The sequence below is a fragment of the Halostagnicola sp. A-GB9-2 genome (assembly GCF_030068615.1).
In the GTDB taxonomy this organism is placed as follows: Archaea; Halobacteriota; Halobacteria; order Halobacteriales; family Natrialbaceae; genus Halostagnicola.
On the sequence record NZ_JASJOC010000017.1, the window covers coordinates 1 to 17,023 of the forward strand.

Consider the following 17,023-nt stretch of genomic DNA (forward strand, 5'->3'; position numbering starts at 1 on the left):
TGTCAAGCGGTTCCACCCTCACGACTGAGACGGGCTGCTGTACTGGTTTCGCGCGCAACCGTTGGCCAAATCGCTGTTGCGCCGGAACTGACGTTCAGTGGTTCAAGTGGTGCGCTCACCGTCCTCGTCAGCCGCCCCAATAGTGTTGTGCAATAGGATGTATTGTCTATGAGATGCACAACTATCGCCCTCAGGGAGCCTCTCGATACTGTTCCGTTCAATCCTTACAGCTGAGTCGACGGTTTACTCGACGCCGCGCCAGTGAGCAAGACGTCCTCGGGGTTGACCAGGCCATTCGCGGGATACTCGCGTAAATGTGCAAACGCAACCGCGAGCGTCAGTAGTCGACGAACGCCGGCGACGACACAACGGTTCGCTATCGATCATCGGGACCATTTCCTCAGGATCGACCTCCGACAGGTAATGGTTGAATTGTTCATATTGTGCATTCCACACAAAACCTTTAAACACAGTCGGTCCGTACGAAGGAGTGATGACAACTGACGCGTACACTGGATCAGCCGATAATCCGATCGACGAACCGCTTCACGTAGAAAGCACGGCGCACCTCGACGAAATCGTCGACGAACACGACGTCGTACTTGTCGACTTCTTCGCGACGTGGTGTGGCCCGTGCCAGATGCTCGAGCCCGTCCTCGAGAACCTGGCGAGCGAGACAGATGGCGTGATCGCGAAGGTCGACGTCGACCAGCACCAGCAGCTTGCAGGTTCCTACGGCGTCCGGGGTGTCCCAACCCTCGCACTGTTCGCGGACGGCGAGCAAGTCGAACAGCACACCGGTGCACTGCCGGCTGACCGACTCCGTGAGTTGATCGACAAATACACCGAATGAACGAGATCACAGATCAGCACGTCCATGAAATAGTGATCGTCGGATCGGGGGTTGCCGGACTCTCAGCCGCGGTTTACGCCGCGCGATCTGACCTCGAGCCACTCGTGCTCGAGGGACCCGAACCGGGCGGCCAGCTGACGTTGACGACCGACGTCGAGAACTTTCTCGGGTTCCCGGAGGGAATTGGCGGCATGGAGCTAATTCAACGAGGAAAAGAACAAGCCGAACGGTTCGGCGCCGAGTTCGTCCACGACACCGTCGAAGACGCGACGCTCGACGACCGGCCGTTCGAACTCGTTCTCTCGAATGGGGATCTGCTTCGGACGCGTGCGCTGATCGTCGCGACCGGTGCCAGCGCTCGGTGGGTCGGAGCCGAGGGCGAGGACGAACTGATGGGCTATGGCGCCTCGACGTGTGCGACCTGCGACGGCGCCTTCCACCGCGGCGACGACGTACTCGTAATCGGGGGCGGTGACTCGGCGATGGAGGAAGCACTGTTCCTCACGAAGTTCGCCGACAGCGTCACGATGGTCCACCGCCGCGACGAACTGCGCGCCTCCGAGGTCATGGCAGACCGGGCTCGCGACCACGACGCGATCGCGTTCCGTTGGAACACCGAACTCGTCGAGATCCACGGCTCGCGAGAGGAAGGTGTCACCGGCGCGACCCTGGTGAGCCACCCCGACGGCCACCCGAAGGAGAAACTCGAAGCTGGCACCAAGGTCGAGCGCGAGGAGGTCGATGTCAGCGGCGTCTTCTACGCCGTTGGACACGTTCCCAACACCGACTTCCTCGAGGACACGCCGATCGACCTGGACGATAGTGGCCACCTCAAAACCCGAGAGGGGATGACCACCGAGACGACCGTCGAGGGCGTCTTCGCCGCGGGCGACGTGATGGATCCCGACTACCGGCAGGCGGTCACGTCAGCCGGCACCGGGAGCATGGCCGCCCTCGACGCCGAGGAGTGGTTCGAACGGCAGGCAGTCCGCGAGGCTCCGGCGGCCGCCGAAGCGACAGCCGACGACTAACCTGGGACGTCGAGATCCCTGTATCCATGAGGGGTTCGCAACCGGGGGACGCACAGCTGTCACTCAGGAACGCTCTTTTAACCGGTTAGCGAGTCAGGAACGAGTCGGAAATGATAAACGCGATCTCGTCGCGGGGCCGATTGAAGACGCCGACCATCAGAATGTCTACGGTCCATATCCCCTGGACCGTGCCCGACTCGTAGGGCAGGTCAGTAAACTCCTCGAGAATGCCAGTCGCGATGATGCTTCGCCATCCCGCGTCTGTCTCGCCGTACACGACGAACGAGACGGGGTTGTCGACGATATCCTTCTTTCCGATCCCGAACAGGAACGAGAGTCGGAAGTAAAAGGTCTCGAGTTTGGAATCGTATCCGTACGAGACCGGGAACGACGCCAGTGGCTCGTCGCGTTCGGTTGCACAGGAATTCGTTGCGTTCGTCTTTCGACGGGTGGACCCACCACGTTAACAACGAAACCGTCGTTCACGTCACACTACTGGCTTCATCTACTGGTCGAGACAGAGACCGACGCTTTCACGCCTCGACACGTCCCTTCGAGAACTCTGGCTCGAATGTTGTGACCATATGAGCGCATTCGCGATTGGGGATACCCACTACGAGAAGCCGTATGACGAACAGGAGCCAACGATCCGCCTCGGCGGTGGACGACAGTCTATGGACGTCTCCGTCAACTCTACCGTCGGAACGGTATCTAATGAGGAGTTTACCGACGAATACGACTTCGGGTCGACGACGGTCCAAAGTGCGTCCAAAGTAGATCTGTGAATGTACCGCTGGTACATCTGTCAGGATGAGGTAAATTCGGGCTGGATACAGAGTGGGAATCTCACAGACCATCACGAATCGTTTCGGCGGGTTTCCTGTGTTGAATCGCTTCGATGAGCTCGGCATCGAACTCCGTGGCTGCGTCTGCGAGGGATTCGAGAGTCTGTTTCCCTTCTGCACGTGGCTCCTCGACGACGTCCCAGTCCAAACTAGCTGGTTCGGCGCCAACGTCGAACCTGTCGAGTGGAACCGGTTCGGCCACCTACAAACCGTGGACGGTTGCGTCGTTTTGAGCTGTCAACTCGAGGCCGTCGTGAACCGCTGTCTTCGTCAAAGCACTGCCGTCAGCCGGTATCTGGATGGTGTCGTACACGTGAGGGCCTTCAAGGATACTGACGTGGATCTCGGGTAAAGCAGTTGGCACTACCTCCTCGGTCACGGGAATCACCCATCGATCCATAACGAAGAACATCGGCGGGAGCAGCATCCGGACGATCGAATTACGTGGTGACTACACACCAGATACGCCTGTGATTCTTTTACGTCCTGTAGCAACAACGGTACTCACTACCAATGATCGACGAGACAGCAGAGACGGAGGGGACAATACTGGTACCGATCGCGAATACGGAGACAGCAGAGCGGCAGTTAGACATAGCGATCGATCTTGCGATCGATCAGTCGTACGAAATCATGCTTTTGTACGTCCTCAGCGTTCCATCGCAGTTGTCCCTCCAGGATGGGCGCCAATACCTCCTCGAAGACGAGAACGAACAGTTGCTCGCAGACGCCGCCGAGCGCGTCGAATGCCACGGCGTTCCCGTCGACACGCGGATCCGAATCGCTCGCGGCATTGCCACCGGAATCGTCGGCGCCGTCGACGCCTACGAGGCCGATACGGTCCTGCTTGGCTGGCGCGGCCGTCCGCCACGAGGTGACGTAGTACTGGGGAGCCACCTCGATACCGTCCTGCGAAACGCGACGTGTGACGTCCTCGTCAAGCGGATCAAGACGCCGACCGACGACGTCAACTCCGTTCTCGTGCCGGTCGCCGGCGGGCCACATGACAGCTTTAGCGCCGAAACTGCCGCCGCGATCGCTCGCCGTCACGACGCGTCTGTCACCCTGTTGTACGTCCTCGAATCGGACGATCCTGAGATGTCGCGACCAGAAGCGGAAGCACTCCTCGGCGAGACGGCACGGACGTTCGACGGCGCCCAATCGATCAGTCGAGAACTCGTCAAAAGCGATAACGTCGCAGGGACGATCACCGACCGGACGGCTACCCACGAGATCACCGTCCTTGGGGTCTCGAGAGGCGGGATCGTGCAGCGACGGCTCCTCGGGACCATCTCCGAGGCAGTCGGACGACACGCTGCCGGAACGGTCATACTGGCAAAGCGGTACGATCCCGTTCCATCGCGGCTCAAGCGGCTGTTGTCGTGATGTGATGGCAAAAACCGAGTTCGGTGGCGGTCTCCGATTTCGATCTTCGATCGCTGTTCGAATTGCTCCCGTCGGGGCTCCTCGAATCACTCAGTAGTGTTCAGATCGTACGGCGTCGGCCGTTCGCCGTTCGAGGACAGTGAAGACCCCATCAAAATACATGCCGACTGAACGACGCCGTCTTCGTCGACGATCGAACACGCAGTCATAGTGTTGTTGGTAGCTATGGCGTTCGGTGGGAAAATGCTGCAGGGTTCTCCCGGTTTCTGGGAGATCTAGCGGTTCCGTCTGATCGTGACGAACGGCAATACAGGAGCAGGAACATGTGTCACGTGTAGGGTTAAGTAGTCCGTCGCCGCCGTTCGATTGTGCTGAATCTATCGGGCTCGAACGTAACACAGGAAGCAGCCGACGGCAACCGCGAACGCGATTGCTGCGTACAGCACGTCCTGAAACGACAACAGCGTCGCCGCGAGGACGAAGGCACTCGAGAGCACGGCATAACCTAGCCCCGAATCGCCTGTGGTGGGTTCGACGGGATCGGTCCTAACGACGAGCTCGCCGCGCTCGAGCTGACCGAACACGGTATCGATCCGTGCCGGCAGCCCTGTCACGACTGGCGCGGACCGCCGAACGTCGTCTCGGAGGTCCTCGAACAACACCTCGAGTTCGCTTTCGATGAAGCCGTGATCGACGAGAAACGACCGCGTCGCAGCCAGAAAGTCGAACTCCGGATCGAGGCTCCGACAGACACCCTCGCCGACGGTGCCGACCCTGACGAGCAACATCACGTTCGGCGGAATCCGGAACGGGAAGTCGTGAAGCATCGCAAACAGTTCGGTGATGATCGCACGCCAGGTAATTTCCGAGCGCCCCTCGAGCGTCTCGATCACCAGCTCGAGGACGCGACGAACCGCCACCCGATCGACCGTCGGCTCGAGAACCTCGAGCGCGATGAGGGCGTTTACCAGGCCGTCGACGTCCCGTCGGACGAGCGTCCGGTACAGGGCGGTGATGTCGGCCTGTTCCTGCTCGGTGAGCCGCTGACTCATGCCGTAGTCGTAGATAACGAGCCGTCCCGCGTCTGTGACCGCGAGATTACCCGGATGCGGGTCGGCGTGAAAGACGCCATCAACGAGCCCCATCCGCAGGTACGTGCGCGTGATCAGCGTCGCCATCTCGGTTGCGCCGAGTCCCGTATCGTCGAAGACGCCCTCGTTCGTGATTTTCGTCCCTTCGACGTACTCCATTGCGACGATCCGCTCGGAACACAGTTCCGGATATGTGTCCGGGACGACCACCCGGTCATTGTCGGCGAGGTTGTTACCGATCTCCTCCATCACCGCCGCTTCGCGCTCAAAATCCAGTTCGTCGCGGATAATCTCCTCGAAGTCGTTCGCGATGTTCTCGAGCGAATACCGCTGACGTTCGTCCGCGAACACGGCGACGAGCGGGATCAGTCGGCGGATAACGCGGAGATCCCGCTCAATCATCGAGACAAGGTCCGGACGACGGACCTTCAGCGCGATGCGTTCGTCCTCGTACTCGGCGGTGTAGACGTACGCGAGTGAGCCGCCGGCCAGCGGCGTCACCGTCTCGAGATCGATGACGTCGTCCAGTTCTGCTTCGACGATGTCGAACGGGTCGCCGCCGGTGTCCTCGGGGACCTCGTCTTGCAGGCTCGAGAGGACCTCGACGTAGAGCGGTGGGACAATATCGGGGCGCGTCGAGAGGACCTGCCCAACCTTGATGAACGCCGGCCCGAGATCGAGCATCGTCTGGGTCAATTTCTCGGCGCGCTCCCGGTGTACGGTCTCGTCGACGGAGCGTGGGGGACCGAACAGCAGGAATCGGCGCTGGTCTCTGAGAAGCGCGATCGCGATCGGAAGGAGTCGAACGAGAACCTGCACGTACCGAAAGTAGAATCTCATCGTCGACGAACACCGGGGCCAGCGATCCGATGGTGATCCATAACCGATCGTTGACCGAGATGCTACTAATAGCTGACTGGTTTACCTGCTTCGGGACTGCGGATTCATGTCGGCCGTGGTCGTAGCTGTCGCTATGTACCGTACGATCCTCGTCCCTGTCGACGGTAGTCCCACCTCGAACGACGCGCTCGCGTGTGCCGTGTCGCTCTCACGAGCGACCGGGGCGACCATCCGGGCTGTGTTCGTCGTCGAACCGATCGAGTACGACCTCGCGGCCAAAGACGCGTCGGCTCGAACGGCCGCCAGACAGCGCGGTCGTGAAACGCTGTCGTCGGTCGTCGGGTCAGTTACCGACTCTGGCCTCACCGTCGACCGTGACGTCCGCGAGGGCGTGCCGTATCAGGAAATCGTCGCGCTCGCACGACGTGGAGCCGATCTAATCGTGCTGGGGACCCGCGGCTCGACGGCAGATACAGGGCTGGGGAGTACGATCCAGCGCGTGTTCACCACGGCGGAGACGCCGGTTCTCGCCGTGCCGCCGGACGCGTCCCTCCCCGATGACGGGCCGCGACGTGTCCTCATCGCGACCGACGGGAGCGAGATCGGGTCCCTGGCGGCTGATCATGCGCTCGAGCTCGCCGATCGCGTCGGGAGTGCGGTCGACGTCCTTCACGTGATCGACGAGACGAACCCCGCACTCGCTGACCCGTCCCAGCCGATCTCGGAACTTGCCAGAGAGGGCGGTCACGACGTCGTCGAATCGATCCGCGCCGCCGCCTCCGAGCGTGACCTCTCGGTCACGACGACCGTCATGCGGGGCGTTCCGGGGACTGCGATACGCTCACACGCGAGCAACGCTGACGCCGACCTGATCGCCATGGGCACTCGCGGACACGCAACGCCGTCAGGCCAGTTACCCGGAGGAACGACCGCGCGAGTGTTGGGCCAGGCTGATCGACCGATTCTGCTCTGTGGGTAGTCATACGGACCGCTGGAAGTCGGTATCGGCATAGCTGCAATCCGTCTGCGGTTGCGCCGGGAAGTCGGGACGACAGCCGTCTCACCCGTCATCGGGATGTGCGACCTCGAGGTCAAAATCGGCTTCCGGGAAGGCGACGCAGGTCAACACCCATCCGTCCTCGATCTGCTCGTGATGGGGACTGAGAGTAAATCGAACTTGGTGCGGTTCGTCGTCGGAAATGTTTCCCAGCGAGCCGTTCCGAACGCGGCTATGCCGGTGATGACCGCCCGAACGATCGAGAGCGGGTCTGCAGAGTGACCACGCGTTCGAAGCAGTATCCAGTAACTATCTATTTCATCTCTGTTCGTCCCAGCTACCGCCGACAATATTTTATTTCCGATGGTATTCCGTTACTCTCGTGCAATCGTAAACTTTCGGAAAGACTCCTACGCTGTATAGGCAAGCTCGTATTAGGGAGCGCGAACACGCTAAAACAGTCCAAATATGTCATAAAGGTTGTATCTGGGCGGTATCGACGTAGCGATTCGACTCGCCACAACGCGCCGCAGAATAATGGAGTCATCAACACGGTACTCGACCCGGCACGGCGACCTCGAGTGCGACGCACGCGGTCAGAAAAAGGCGGCGACCGCGAGAACGGCGAGCAACGCGTGCCAGACGATGGCTGTCGCTGCGATCCGCGGATCGGACGCTGGAACCGGTGGGTTACGAAATATTGCATCGTAGACGAACAGCGTCGCGACGGCCGTCCCAATGAACAGCCCGGTCTGGAACCCGAGGGCGGTCGCGATGCTTAGGAGGAACCCGCCTAACAGGCTTCCGGCGATACCGACGATGATCTTGTCGTAGTAGTCGAGCATGGGACTCCCTTCACACCGAGATATGCACCTGACACATAGAATCCTTCCGCCGATTCTCGTCAACGAGGACTTCGATGCTCCCGAACGGGGCGCCACACCCAAGACTGCAAAGTTCGACTAAGAGGAAGTCATCTAGGGAATATATATGGACTCAACCTGCCAACGACATGTATGCACGTCCTCGTTCCGTTCGACGATAGCGATCCCGCGCGGGAAGCGCTAGAACATGCGGTGACAACGTATTCCGCTATAGATCTCACCGTACTTCACGTCGTGGAGCCGTCGATCGTGACCGACTGGAGGGACAATGCGAACGATTCCGATGCTTCGTTTCCCATCACTGCCGAGGACATGGCCGTCGAGTCGGTGTTCGAGTTCGTCTCGACAATTGCAGACGAACACGACATCACCATCGCGACCGAAGTTCTCCTGGGCTCACCGTCGCGAGCTATCGTCCAATTTGCGGAGGGGAACGACGTCGACTGGATCGTCGTGGGATCACACGGTCGTACCGGCGCGTCTCGCGTGTTGCTCGGAAGCGTGGCGGAACAGGTCGTCCGACGCGCGCCGGTTCCAGTAACGGTCGTTAGGTAACGCGAAACGTGCAGTCGCGCTCGCTACCGTCGGGGCAAACAACTTACAATATAACTGTGGATGAATGTATAAGTCTCGCGATTCGGGAACCGTCGTTGCGAATGTACGTCGGTTACTCGGCATTGGTGTCGCCGAGAGTTGCGATGTTTCGAATTCGTTTACCGAGAGAACTTTCGGAAACTATCTCGAGTGAAGACCGATCTTCGGGAGGGAGGTCCATCGGGGTATTGGACACTCGTCAGTGACGCTTCGGCTGCTTGAGAACGAAAATGATCAGTACGGTGGCCGCTGTGCCTGCACGACTTCCGCGAGTTGCTGGTGTTCGTCGGCGAGCAGTTCGTTGAGGTCGTCGACCGTAATGATGCCGGACAGCTGACCGTCGCTGCCGACGGTCGGCAACCGCCGGACAGCGTGCTCGCTCATCAGTTCTGTTGCCCGGTAGAAACCGTCATCATGGTCGACTGTACACAGGTCTGTCGACATCACGTCCTCGGCGGTGATACCGTCGGGATGTTCGCCATCCCCGATTACCTGGAGTGTGAGATCGCGATCGGTGACGATCCCGACTGGCTTGCTGTCCTTACAGATGACGATGCTGCCGACGCTCTCGTCGGCCATCGCCGTTGCGAGTTCTTGTACTTCAGTGTCAGTGGTTGCTGTTACGACATCGCTACGCGCGAGGTTCTCTATTGGCATGGTTCGTTTCCCCGTCCCACTGCCGTACGTATAATACTGGGGATCGTATCGTGCTGACCGGCGACGATGTCGAACGCGACGACGACTGGTTGGCCATGATCAAACGACACGGCGAGAAGCACGGGACGGTGACGGCGGTTCCGGTCTTCTACAGCGAGGACTACCCGGTCAAACTGCTCGAAGCCGCTCTGTATCGTCGTCGCCTCGCTCGTCGTCGATCGGACGAATTGGGTGATCTGGGACGGCGATGTCACCTTCGATCGACGCGAGATCGACTGCGAGGGCTATATCGCTGATCTGCGCCGGACGGTCTCGGACGACGCCTTGCTTGCTGAGTACACCGACGAAGCCGTCGCCACGCGAACTCGTCAATCCTGTTCGTGTTCCTGGAAACCTCCGCATCACCTACGAACGTATCATGCGGTTCGCGTCAATCTTTTACCGATTTGCATCCCGTAAAACGCTCGCGATCCTCGGTCTCTTTTTGGCCACCGCAACGGTCGGCATCGTCGCACTGCTGCTGGTCGCCGGAGTCGTCACGTACCTCGCACGCGACCGCTACCACGCGCTCGGAGTCGACCGGCGGACGTGGCTATTCGCGGTTCCCTCACTCGTCCTCGCACCCCTGTTCGGTCTTGCCGGCATCGTGCATCCGACGTTCGTCTGGGGCGGCCGGCGCCTACCATTGGAACGACACGTTCGACGTCACCGTCATCGAAAGCGAGTAGAGCCCAGTCCTGTAGAGCCGGATGTCACCTACTCCTCCAGGAGCCAGCCGAAGCGTTTCTCCCAGAACTCCTTTCCCGGCGGTTTCTTCGTGCGTCCGTCGGTCTTTGCCTCCCGAATCTGACGCTCGAGTACGTTTCGAGCGTCGTTGATCGCGTGCTTGGCTCCGTATCCCTCTCCGGAAGCGATGAACAGTCCGCGATCAGTGTACAGGCGAACGCGAGCGAGCAGTAACGACCGGCCGCGCCGCGTTTCGTCGTGCTCCTGCAAGTGGATCTTCGCGTCGAGGATGTTCATGCCGTGATCACGATCGTCGAACTTCTCGATCATCTCGACGATATCGTCGTACGAGAAGTCATCGATTAAGCTGGCCCCGTAAAGTTGCACGCCGCGATTGCCACCGGCCTCCCAGGTAAGCGAATCGAGGACGTCGGTTTTCGTCACGATCCCGTGGGGCGAACCGTCGTCGGTCACGACGAGCGACGAAGCGTCGATATCGAACATCTTCTCGACGGTCGTTTCGAGCGTTTCGGACGGTGCAACGGTCCGAACTGGCGACGTCATGACGTCTCGAACCGGGAGATCGAGCATGCGTTCGCGTTCGCCTTCCCGTGCGCCGAATCCGCCGCGACGCGCGCGGGCCGTGCTCGAGGAAATTTCACCGCCGAAGGGGTCCACCCCGCCGGCGTCGCCGCCCTGGCTCTGAACCTCGGCCCGGACCGTCAGGTCGGTGACGTCGTAGAGGCTCAGGATGCCAACCGCCGTCCCATCCTCGACGATAGGGAGGTGTGTAATTCGGTGCTCCCGGAACGTATTCAGTGCCTCGCCGAGACCCGATTCGGGGGTCAGCGAGAGCAGGTCAGTCGAGGCGGCCTCCGAAACCGTCGCCGCGCCGAGGTTCGGTTTCACCGCCTCGAGGATGCTGTCGACAGTGACGACACCACACAACTCGCCGTCCTCAAAGACTGGCAATACCTGTGAATCGCTGTCAATCATCAACTGTGCGACTTTCCGAACGTCTTCGTCGGGCGCCAGCTGGGGAACGTGCCAGACCAGCGAGCCGAGTTTCTCGTTCGGTTGGCGGTGCGACGTAGCCAGTTGCCGCCGGGTGACGACGCCCTCGAACTCGTCGCCGCGAACGACGACGCCTCTCACGTCGGAATCTGCGAACGTCCCGACGAGTTTCGAGACGGTTGTGTCGGGCGTGTACTCAACGAACTCCTCCGAAACGATGGTGTCGATGTTCATGGTGATTACGTGTATGGATCGGTTGTCTGACTGTACAGCAACAGGAGATCAGTCGTACGCGATAGTTTGACAGCCAATGTCAAATACCCGGTGGTCGTTCCCACGTTTCAGGTATTTGCGTTCGATCGTAGGACGAGTATATATGCGCTCACAGGGCGTTCTGGCGGGATATCGTCTACATCTGGCAGCATTCGCACTCACAATCCACGGGCTCATTCATTTCCTCGGAATCGGGGCATACTTCGAAGTGATCCAGATGGCCGACCTTCCCTACAAGACGACACTGCTCGGTGGTGCCATTGACGTGGGTGATACGGGAATTCGGATCTTTGCCGTACTGACTGCCGTGGCGGGCATTGGTTTCATTGTCTCGGCCGTCGGATTGGTGTCCGACTGGCGATACTGGCGGCCTCTATTGGTCGCAATAACAGTGTTTTCACTCATCCTCACCACTCTCGACTGGACGGTCGCTTCGATGGGAACTCTGGCCAACCTGACAATTCTGGCTGTCCTCTTCGTCCAGCTGCGGCAAGCTTGATGATCCTGCTCGAGGTCGTACGAGTGCGATGAACTTCGACGAGTTCACCGGCGAGATACAGCATCGACTCGAGCTCCCGGACACTGGCCGGACGGTCCGGACGATCCGGGCTATACTCATGACGGTCGGCGAACGGATTCCTGAGGGTGCGGCCGCGGACCTCGCGGCGTCGCTGCCGATGGAAATTAAGTGGTACCTGACCGGCGCGGTCCAAGACCACGGCCAGCGGTTCGACTGGCAGGAGTTCGTCTCGCGGGTCAACGATCGCGAGGGTGATCGGACCGATCGCTCGGAGGCCGCTTACCACGCCCGGGTCATCGTCGACTTCGTGGCGTCGCAGGTGCCACCGTCGGATTTCCAACAGCTTCGAGATCAATTACCCGAGAGCGCGGACGACGGGAACTGGGGAGAACTGTTCGCGGTGGTCGATAGCGGCGGCTGGGGCGACGCCCAGGAAGCCCAGACCGGCGGTGGGCCACAACACGAGTCCGAAGCCGGCCCCGATTCCGGATCGAACGGCGTCGAACCGGTCGACGAGACCGAAGAGTGATCCCCACGAGCACGGATCGCTACCGACTGTCGCTTTCTGTCTCCGAGAGGCGGCGCCCGATCGCATCGGCGCTGACGAGCGCATCACGAACGTTGTCGGGCGACACCGGGAACGGTTCGTTGTGGATCGTCTCCTCGTCGGCACAGGCTGCGTCCGCGACGACTTCGAGTTCCTCGCTCGACGGGTCATCGAGTCCGATTTCGGCTAGCGTGGTCGGCATCCCGACCGAGGACGCGAAGCCTGCCACATCCTCGACGAACGCATCGTCGTGGCCCTCGAGGACGAGTTGCGCGATCGTGCCGATCGTCACTTTCTCGCCGTGGGTCGCATCGTGGGTCGCCTCGAGTCGATGTCGACGCCGCACTCGAGTAGCACGAATTCCGTCGCGATCTATAGTAGCCACTGAAAGTCAGTTCATACCCAATCACACAGCTGTCGTGCGATTGCTGTGTGAACAGTTTCAGTTGTTACTATTGCCCGAAGGCTCTCGAACGGGTCTCGCCGACCCGGTAGGAGGTTAGTACCGGTCGAAGTACCTGTCCTGAACCTTCACGAAGACGGCCATCAACAGGGCAAAGACTGCGGCTGCGATCGCGATCTGGGCCCAATGGACGAGTTCGAGCGGTTCGACGTCGAACAGCAGTTGCCCGGTCGGCGTGTAGAGGACGAGCAACTGCAACGTTACGGCGACGGCGACCGCGAGCACGAGCCAATTGTTCGAGAAGAGTCCGAGCCCGTACCGGTACCGAATCGCCTGAATTCGGACGATCTCGAAGACGACGAATCCGGTAAAGACCACCGTCTGAGCAAGTCCGCGCCCCACTTCGTAGTCTGGACTCCAGCCGACCAGTGCGGCGGTCACATCGTATCCAGGGACTAGTTCACCGTAGAAGTTGAGGGTAAACAGCGGCAACAGACAGACTGTCATAAAGAGCGCGATGCCGACGATAGACGTGATGATCCGGTCGGTGATGACGCCTTCGTCGGGCGGGCGTGGCTCTCGGTCCATCACGTCGTCTGCGGCCGGATCGACGCCCATCGTCAGCGCGGGAATGCCATCGGTGACGACGTTGATCCAGAGCACTTGGATCGGCGTAATCACGAGTCCCAGGCCCGCCAGCGTCCCAGTGAAGATCATCGTCACCTCCCCGCCATTACCTGACAACAGATAGTTGACGAACTTGCGAACGTTGTCGAAGATGCGCCGGCCGCCCCTAACCGCGTCCCGAATCGTCGCGAAGTTGTCGTCCAGCAGGACGATGTCGGAGGCTTGTTCCGTGACGTCCGTCCCGCGAACCCCCATAGCGACACCAACGTCTGCGTTTTTGACTGCTGGCGCGTCGTTGACGCCGTCTCCCGTCATCGCCACCGTGTGCCCTTTCTGCTGGAGTGTCTGGAGAATACGCGTCTTGTGTTCCGGCGACGTCCGCGCGAAGATATCGACGTCGTCGACCACCTCCCGCAACGTCTCGTCTCCCATCTCCTCGAGTTCGGGTCCCGTAATCACTGTTGCCGAGCGGAGTCCGACCTCCTCACCGACTGCCCGCGCAGTGATTGCGTTGTCGCCTGTGATCATCACGACGTTGATCCCAGCGTCGAGACAGCCCGCAAGCGCGTCCGTCACCTCGGGTCGAGGCGGATCGATCATTCCCTGCAACCCAAGAAAGACCATCTCTTGCTCGACGTCCTCATCTGGCTCCTGCGCCTGCGAATCAGGAACGTCGGGTCGGTACGCAAACCCCATCACGCGCAACGCGTCCGCCGCGAACCCCTCATTTTGGGTCTCGATCTCCGTGTGCCGTTCATCCGTGAGAGAGACGGTCTCGCCGTCGACGAGTTCCCGATTACAGTGATTGAGGACGGTCTCTGGTGCGCCTTTCATGTAGGCGACCGTCCCGCTGTCAGGCGTCTCGTGGACGGTCGTCATTCGTTTGCGAGCCGAAGTAAACTCGACCTCCCCGATTCGGGGGTACCTCCCAGTCAGATCTCGGTGATCGAACCCAGCTTTCTGGGCGGCGACGAACAGTGCGATTTCGGTTGGATCGCCGAGGTAGGTACGCTCTTGGTCGGCGGACTCGTCTGTCGTAGGCCCGTCGCGTTCACGGATGCCGATGTCGACGTTGTTACAGAGCATCCCACAGTGCAGTACCTTGGCGACCCTGTCGGTGTCGACTGGCTCGTCGTCCTGTAGAAACTCCCCGTCGGTGTCGTAGCCGGTCCCGGTCACTGTGTATGTTTCACGGTTGGCGACGATCCGCTGGACGGTCATCTCCTCCTCGGTGAGTGTACCGGTCTTGTCCGTACAGATTACGTCGACCGAGCCAAGCGCCTCGACGATCGGAAGCCTGCGAACGAGAGCATTCTGGTCGGCCATCCGGCGCGCCCCGAGCGCGAGCGAGAGCGTGACGACCGCCGGAAGCCCCTCAGGGACCGCCGAAACCGCGATGCCGACCGCCGTCAGGAAGACCTGCAGCGGCGGTGTGTCGCCGATTACCAGCTCGGTGATCGCGATGATCGAGACGATGCCGATGACTCCGAGCGCGATGAATTTGCCCAACCGGTCCATCTCCGCCTGGAACGGCGTGTCGCGCTCTTCGGCTTCCTCGAGGGCCGTCGCGATCTGTCCGATTTCGGACTCGGGGCCGGTCTCGACGACAACCGCCATCCCGGAGCCGCGCTCGACGACGGTATCCTTGTACAGCATATTCTCGCGCTCGGCCAGTGAGGTGTCCTCGTCGACCCGACCGACTGCCTTCGAGACGCCGACGCTCTCGCCGGTCAGGGCCGCCTCGTCGACGCTCAGGTTCGACTCGTCGACGATCCGGGCGTCGGCGGGGACGATGTCGCCGGACTCGACGAATATAACGTCGCCGGGCACAACGTTCGTCGCGTCGATTTCGGTCTTCTCGCCGCTGCGTCTGACCAGCGCGTAGGTCGTCGACATCTCCTTTAGCGCCTGAATGCTCTGTTCGGCACGATAGTCCTGCAAGAAGCCGAAGGCGGTGATGAACAGGACGACACCCGCAATGACCCCAGCATCGATCACGTGGCCAACCGCTGCCATCACCGCCGCGGCGACGATCAACACCCAGATTAGCGCTGGCTTGAACTGCTCGACGAAGATTTGAAGTGGCGAAATTCCCTCCTCGGCTTCGATCTTGTTGGCCCCCTCGTACTCGAGACGCTCGCGTGCTTCAGCCAGATCTAGTCCTTCAGCCGAAGTCTCGAGACCGTCGTAGATCTCCTCGATCGGTCGCGAGTGCCAGTTCGTCGTGGCGCCAGGGTCGGCTCCCGTTCGCGCTCGATCTCGGTGTTGATTCTGCTCTGAGCGTGACACGTGTACAATTTCGATCCGAATTAGTTCGTAGTCGCTTCTCGCGTTCGTCACTTGGTTGGGTCGACCGAGCGGCGATCAACTCACGGGGTGAACTTGACGGACCAGTCGCCGGTAGCTCACCGTTGGGCCTCGACGACGACCGTCATGCTGTGATCGATTGCTCTCACACCGCCGGTCACCGGGTAACAGTCCTGCGGCTCAAGCGACGCTGCGATCGACGACGACTCGCGGAGGCCTTCGACATTGATCTCCACGCGGCATCTAACCCGATTGTCAGATACATCGGCGACGAAGTTCCATGCGTCGTCGACATCTACTTCACACGATGACGGCGTCGTGTCCTCGAGTGCCTGATGTGAGGTCACCGTGGCTAATTCGTTCGACGACCAGTAGGGGAGAGGACCGACTCCACTATTGGCTATGCCTGCACGCTGAGCGGTCATGCGGCGACCCTACCATGATTCAATTCTTAATACCCCCAGCAACGAGTCCCTATTCTGACTGTTGGTGATTTACGATGTATCTGTTCGAAGCCCTGGAATATGGCCACGATATCCTTACTGACGCAACAGCTATCGCGGTAGATTACGATCGTGAGACAAATACCAAAATCATCACTGAACACCCCACCACGAAATCGTCAGACAGGCCAAAGAGGCGACCGACGACACGATCGTCATCGGCAGTCACGTTCGAGAGGAAATTGCATCGACGTACGAAACGCACGATGTCGAGGTGACCAGTGCCGTTCAGCGCGGTCATCCAGCTCATGGCATCGTCGCGTATGCCGAGGACAACGATATCATCATCGGACGAACGGGCCGAACGGGTGTGATGCGGGTGATGTGAAGTACGGCTGATCGGGTCGTCCGATCGACTTCGATACCAGTCATCGTCATTCCGGAACCAAGCGATGACAGCTAACGGCGAACCCGCAGTGTAGTCTGTCGTTCGAATGCATCTCACCGGTGGATGGCTTTACGAGCGTTCGTGGCGAATACCGAAACGATGTCACGATCGATCCTCGTTCCACACGACGGCTCGTCGAACGCGCAGGCTGCGTTCAAGTATGCTCTCGATACTTTTCCGAACGCCCAGATCATTCTCTTTCACGCGATCGATCCGTTCGAGGTGACGCCTGCTGACGAGCAGTTACCGGCGTTGACCGACGAATGGCTAGACGACCAGCGTTCGCGAGCGGCGCAACTCTTCGAGGACGCGCGGGGGGACCTCGGAGACGAGTACGAGACGGTCGACGTCGAGACCGAGACGGGAATTGGCTCACCAGCCCAGACTATCGTCGCCGCCGTCGACGGCACTGACGCGGATCAGATCGTGATGGGAAGCAAAGGGCGGAGCGGCGCACCCGGGGCGCGAATGGGGAGTACGGCCGAACTCGTCGTCAAGCGCGTGGATGTTCCGGTAACGATCGTGCGCTAACGCTAC

General features: G+C 60.3%; 19 protein-coding genes and 2 pseudogenes. 11 read left to right on the plus strand and 10 right to left on the minus strand.

Translation table 11 applies throughout. From position 1 onward, the window contains the following. Nucleotides 1-493: 493 nt before the first annotated feature. Together trxA and QNM96_RS21300 are read left to right on the plus strand one after the other, a co-directional pair. Nucleotides 494-853 carry a thioredoxin gene (trxA, locus tag QNM96_RS21295; protein ID WP_283838823.1) on the plus strand — a complete coding sequence of 120 codons (360 nt, stop codon included), beginning with the start codon at nucleotides 494-496 and terminating at the stop codon, nucleotides 851-853. Next, nucleotides 850-1,884 (plus strand): FAD-dependent oxidoreductase, encoded by a 1,035-nt coding sequence (locus tag QNM96_RS21300; protein ID WP_283838824.1) that lies wholly within the window; start codon nucleotides 850-852, stop codon nucleotides 1,882-1,884. The genes trxA and QNM96_RS21300 overlap by 4 nt, the downstream gene beginning before the upstream one ends. A gap of 85 nt (nucleotides 1,885-1,969) precedes the next feature. Here QNM96_RS21300 and QNM96_RS21305 read toward each other — a convergent pair whose 3' ends face one another. Continuing rightward, nucleotides 1,970-2,161: a hypothetical protein gene (locus QNM96_RS21305; protein WP_283838825.1), complete on the minus strand. Its 192-nt coding sequence runs from the start codon at nucleotides 2,159-2,161 to the stop codon at nucleotides 1,970-1,972. A 307-nt stretch (nucleotides 2,162-2,468) separates the two neighbouring features. Between QNM96_RS21305 and QNM96_RS21310 the strand changes: the two genes are divergently transcribed. Beyond that, on the plus strand, nucleotides 2,469-2,669 hold the full coding sequence (locus QNM96_RS21310) for a hypothetical protein (protein WP_283838826.1): 201 nt from the start codon (nucleotides 2,469-2,471) through the stop codon (nucleotides 2,667-2,669). 61 nt (nucleotides 2,670-2,730) lie between these two features. Here QNM96_RS21310 and QNM96_RS21315 read toward each other — a convergent pair whose 3' ends face one another. Further along, on the minus strand, nucleotides 2,731-2,877 hold the full coding sequence (locus tag QNM96_RS21315) for a hypothetical protein (protein WP_283838827.1): 147 nt from the start codon (nucleotides 2,875-2,877) through the stop codon (nucleotides 2,731-2,733). Between the two features lie 365 nt (nucleotides 2,878-3,242). Here QNM96_RS21315 and QNM96_RS21320 point away from each other — a divergent pair, with 365 nt between their 5' ends. After that, nucleotides 3,243-4,115: a universal stress protein gene (locus QNM96_RS21320; protein WP_283838828.1), complete on the plus strand. Its 873-nt coding sequence runs from the start codon at nucleotides 3,243-3,245 to the stop codon at nucleotides 4,113-4,115. Between the two features lie 86 nt (nucleotides 4,116-4,201). Here QNM96_RS21320 and QNM96_RS21325 read toward each other — a convergent pair whose 3' ends face one another. Further along, the gene (locus QNM96_RS21325; protein ID WP_283838829.1) at nucleotides 4,202-4,324 is read right to left on the minus strand and encodes a hypothetical protein; all 123 of its coding nucleotides are present in this window, start codon (nucleotides 4,322-4,324) and stop codon (nucleotides 4,202-4,204) included. A 168-nt stretch (nucleotides 4,325-4,492) separates the two neighbouring features. After that, nucleotides 4,493-6,046, minus strand: coding sequence for an AarF/UbiB family protein (locus QNM96_RS21330; protein WP_283838830.1), 1,554 nt, complete (start codon nucleotides 6,044-6,046; stop codon nucleotides 4,493-4,495). Nucleotides 6,047-6,179: 133 nt separating this feature from the next. On the opposite strand from QNM96_RS21330, the gene QNM96_RS21335 reads away from it, so the two are divergent. Further along, nucleotides 6,180-7,025, plus strand: coding sequence for a universal stress protein (locus QNM96_RS21335; protein WP_283838831.1), 846 nt, complete (start codon nucleotides 6,180-6,182; stop codon nucleotides 7,023-7,025). 159 nt (nucleotides 7,026-7,184) lie between these two features. Next, a pseudogene (locus QNM96_RS21340) lies at nucleotides 7,185-7,325 on the plus strand (universal stress protein); the annotation flags it as partial. 314 nt (nucleotides 7,326-7,639) lie between these two features. On the opposite strand, the gene QNM96_RS21345 reads toward QNM96_RS21340, so the two are convergent. Beyond that, on the minus strand, nucleotides 7,640-7,888 hold the full coding sequence (locus tag QNM96_RS21345; RefSeq protein ID WP_283838832.1) for a hypothetical protein: 249 nt from the start codon (nucleotides 7,886-7,888) through the stop codon (nucleotides 7,640-7,642). 171 nt (nucleotides 7,889-8,059) lie between these two features. On the opposite strand from QNM96_RS21345, the gene QNM96_RS21350 reads away from it, so the two are divergent. Further along, a complete protein-coding gene (locus QNM96_RS21350) occupies nucleotides 8,060-8,482 on the plus strand; it encodes a universal stress protein (protein ID WP_283838833.1) in 423 nt (140 codons plus the stop codon). A 273-nt stretch (nucleotides 8,483-8,755) separates the two neighbouring features. On the opposite strand, the gene QNM96_RS21355 is transcribed toward QNM96_RS21350, so the two are convergent. Further along, nucleotides 8,756-9,178 carry a CBS domain-containing protein gene (locus QNM96_RS21355; protein WP_283838834.1) on the minus strand — a complete coding sequence of 141 codons (423 nt, stop codon included), beginning with the start codon at nucleotides 9,176-9,178 and terminating at the stop codon, nucleotides 8,756-8,758. 50 nt (nucleotides 9,179-9,228) lie between these two features. Between QNM96_RS21355 and QNM96_RS21360 the strand changes: the two genes are divergently transcribed. Then, nucleotides 9,229-9,474, plus strand: coding sequence for a hypothetical protein (locus QNM96_RS21360; protein ID WP_283838835.1), 246 nt, complete (start codon nucleotides 9,229-9,231; stop codon nucleotides 9,472-9,474). Nucleotides 9,475-9,934: 460 nt separating this feature from the next. On the opposite strand, the gene QNM96_RS21365 is transcribed toward QNM96_RS21360, so the two are convergent. After that, nucleotides 9,935-11,152, minus strand: coding sequence for a CBS domain-containing protein (locus QNM96_RS21365; protein WP_283838836.1), 1,218 nt, complete (start codon nucleotides 11,150-11,152; stop codon nucleotides 9,935-9,937). A 142-nt stretch (nucleotides 11,153-11,294) separates the two neighbouring features. Here QNM96_RS21365 and QNM96_RS21370 point away from each other — a divergent pair, with 142 nt between their 5' ends. Together QNM96_RS21370 and QNM96_RS21375 are read left to right on the plus strand one after the other, a co-directional pair. Next, nucleotides 11,295-11,690 (plus strand): ABC transporter permease, encoded by a 396-nt coding sequence (locus QNM96_RS21370; RefSeq protein ID WP_283838837.1) that lies wholly within the window; start codon nucleotides 11,295-11,297, stop codon nucleotides 11,688-11,690. Between the two features lie 28 nt (nucleotides 11,691-11,718). Continuing rightward, nucleotides 11,719-12,240, plus strand: a complete 522-nt coding sequence (locus QNM96_RS21375) for a DUF2267 domain-containing protein (protein ID WP_283838838.1) — start codon at nucleotides 11,719-11,721, stop codon at nucleotides 12,238-12,240. 19 nt (nucleotides 12,241-12,259) lie between these two features. Here the strand turns inward: QNM96_RS21375 and QNM96_RS21380 are convergent. The 3 genes and pseudogenes from QNM96_RS21380 to QNM96_RS21390 all read right to left on the minus strand — a co-directional run. Beyond that, nucleotides 12,260-12,589: pseudogene (locus tag QNM96_RS21380) on the minus strand (iron-containing alcohol dehydrogenase); the annotation flags it as partial. A gap of 168 nt (nucleotides 12,590-12,757) precedes the next feature. Then, nucleotides 12,758-15,577, minus strand: a complete 2,820-nt coding sequence (locus QNM96_RS21385) for a cation-transporting P-type ATPase (protein ID WP_283838840.1) — start codon at nucleotides 15,575-15,577, stop codon at nucleotides 12,758-12,760. 116 nt (nucleotides 15,578-15,693) lie between these two features. Continuing rightward, nucleotides 15,694-15,942, minus strand: a complete 249-nt coding sequence (locus QNM96_RS21390) for a hypothetical protein (RefSeq protein WP_283838841.1) — start codon at nucleotides 15,940-15,942, stop codon at nucleotides 15,694-15,696. A 643-nt stretch (nucleotides 15,943-16,585) separates the two neighbouring features. On the opposite strand from QNM96_RS21390, the gene QNM96_RS21395 reads away from it, so the two are divergent. Further along, entirely contained in the window at nucleotides 16,586-17,017 is a 432-nt protein-coding gene (locus QNM96_RS21395; protein ID WP_283838842.1) for a universal stress protein, read from the plus strand. Nucleotides 17,018-17,023 lie beyond the last annotated feature (6 nt).

Bases quoted from the DNA above. Each gene is read 5' to 3' on its own strand.
- QNM96_RS21395 (WP_283838842.1), top strand. From the start codon at position 16,586: ATGTCACGATCGATCCTCGTTCCACACGACGGCTCGTCGAACGCGCAG.
- QNM96_RS21310 (WP_283838826.1), top strand. From the start codon at position 2,469: ATGAGCGCATTCGCGATTGGGGATACCCACTACGAGAAGCCGTATGAC.
- QNM96_RS21320 (WP_283838828.1), top strand. From the start codon at position 3,243: ATGATCGACGAGACAGCAGAGACGGAGGGGACAATACTGGTACCGATC.
- QNM96_RS21345 (WP_283838832.1), bottom strand. From the start codon at position 7,888: ATGCTCGACTACTACGACAAGATCATCGTCGGTATCGCCGGAAGCCTG.
- trxA (WP_283838823.1), top strand. From the start codon at position 494: ATGACAACTGACGCGTACACTGGATCAGCCGATAATCCGATCGACGAA.
- QNM96_RS21330 (WP_283838830.1), bottom strand. From the start codon at position 6,046: ATGAGATTCTACTTTCGGTACGTGCAGGTTCTCGTTCGACTCCTTCCG.
- QNM96_RS21325 (WP_283838829.1), bottom strand. From the start codon at position 4,324: ATGACTGCGTGTTCGATCGTCGACGAAGACGGCGTCGTTCAGTCGGCA.
- QNM96_RS21375 (WP_283838838.1), top strand. From the start codon at position 11,719: ATGAACTTCGACGAGTTCACCGGCGAGATACAGCATCGACTCGAGCTC.
- QNM96_RS21335 (WP_283838831.1), top strand. From the start codon at position 6,180: ATGTACCGTACGATCCTCGTCCCTGTCGACGGTAGTCCCACCTCGAAC.
- QNM96_RS21365 (WP_283838836.1), bottom strand. From the start codon at position 11,152: ATGAACATCGACACCATCGTTTCGGAGGAGTTCGTTGAGTACACGCCC.
- QNM96_RS21370 (WP_283838837.1), top strand. From the start codon at position 11,295: ATGCGCTCACAGGGCGTTCTGGCGGGATATCGTCTACATCTGGCAGCA.
- QNM96_RS21355 (WP_283838834.1), bottom strand. From the start codon at position 9,178: ATGCCAATAGAGAACCTCGCGCGTAGCGATGTCGTAACAGCAACCACT.
- QNM96_RS21350 (WP_283838833.1), top strand. From the start codon at position 8,060: ATGCACGTCCTCGTTCCGTTCGACGATAGCGATCCCGCGCGGGAAGCG.
- QNM96_RS21300 (WP_283838824.1), top strand. From the start codon at position 850: ATGAACGAGATCACAGATCAGCACGTCCATGAAATAGTGATCGTCGGA.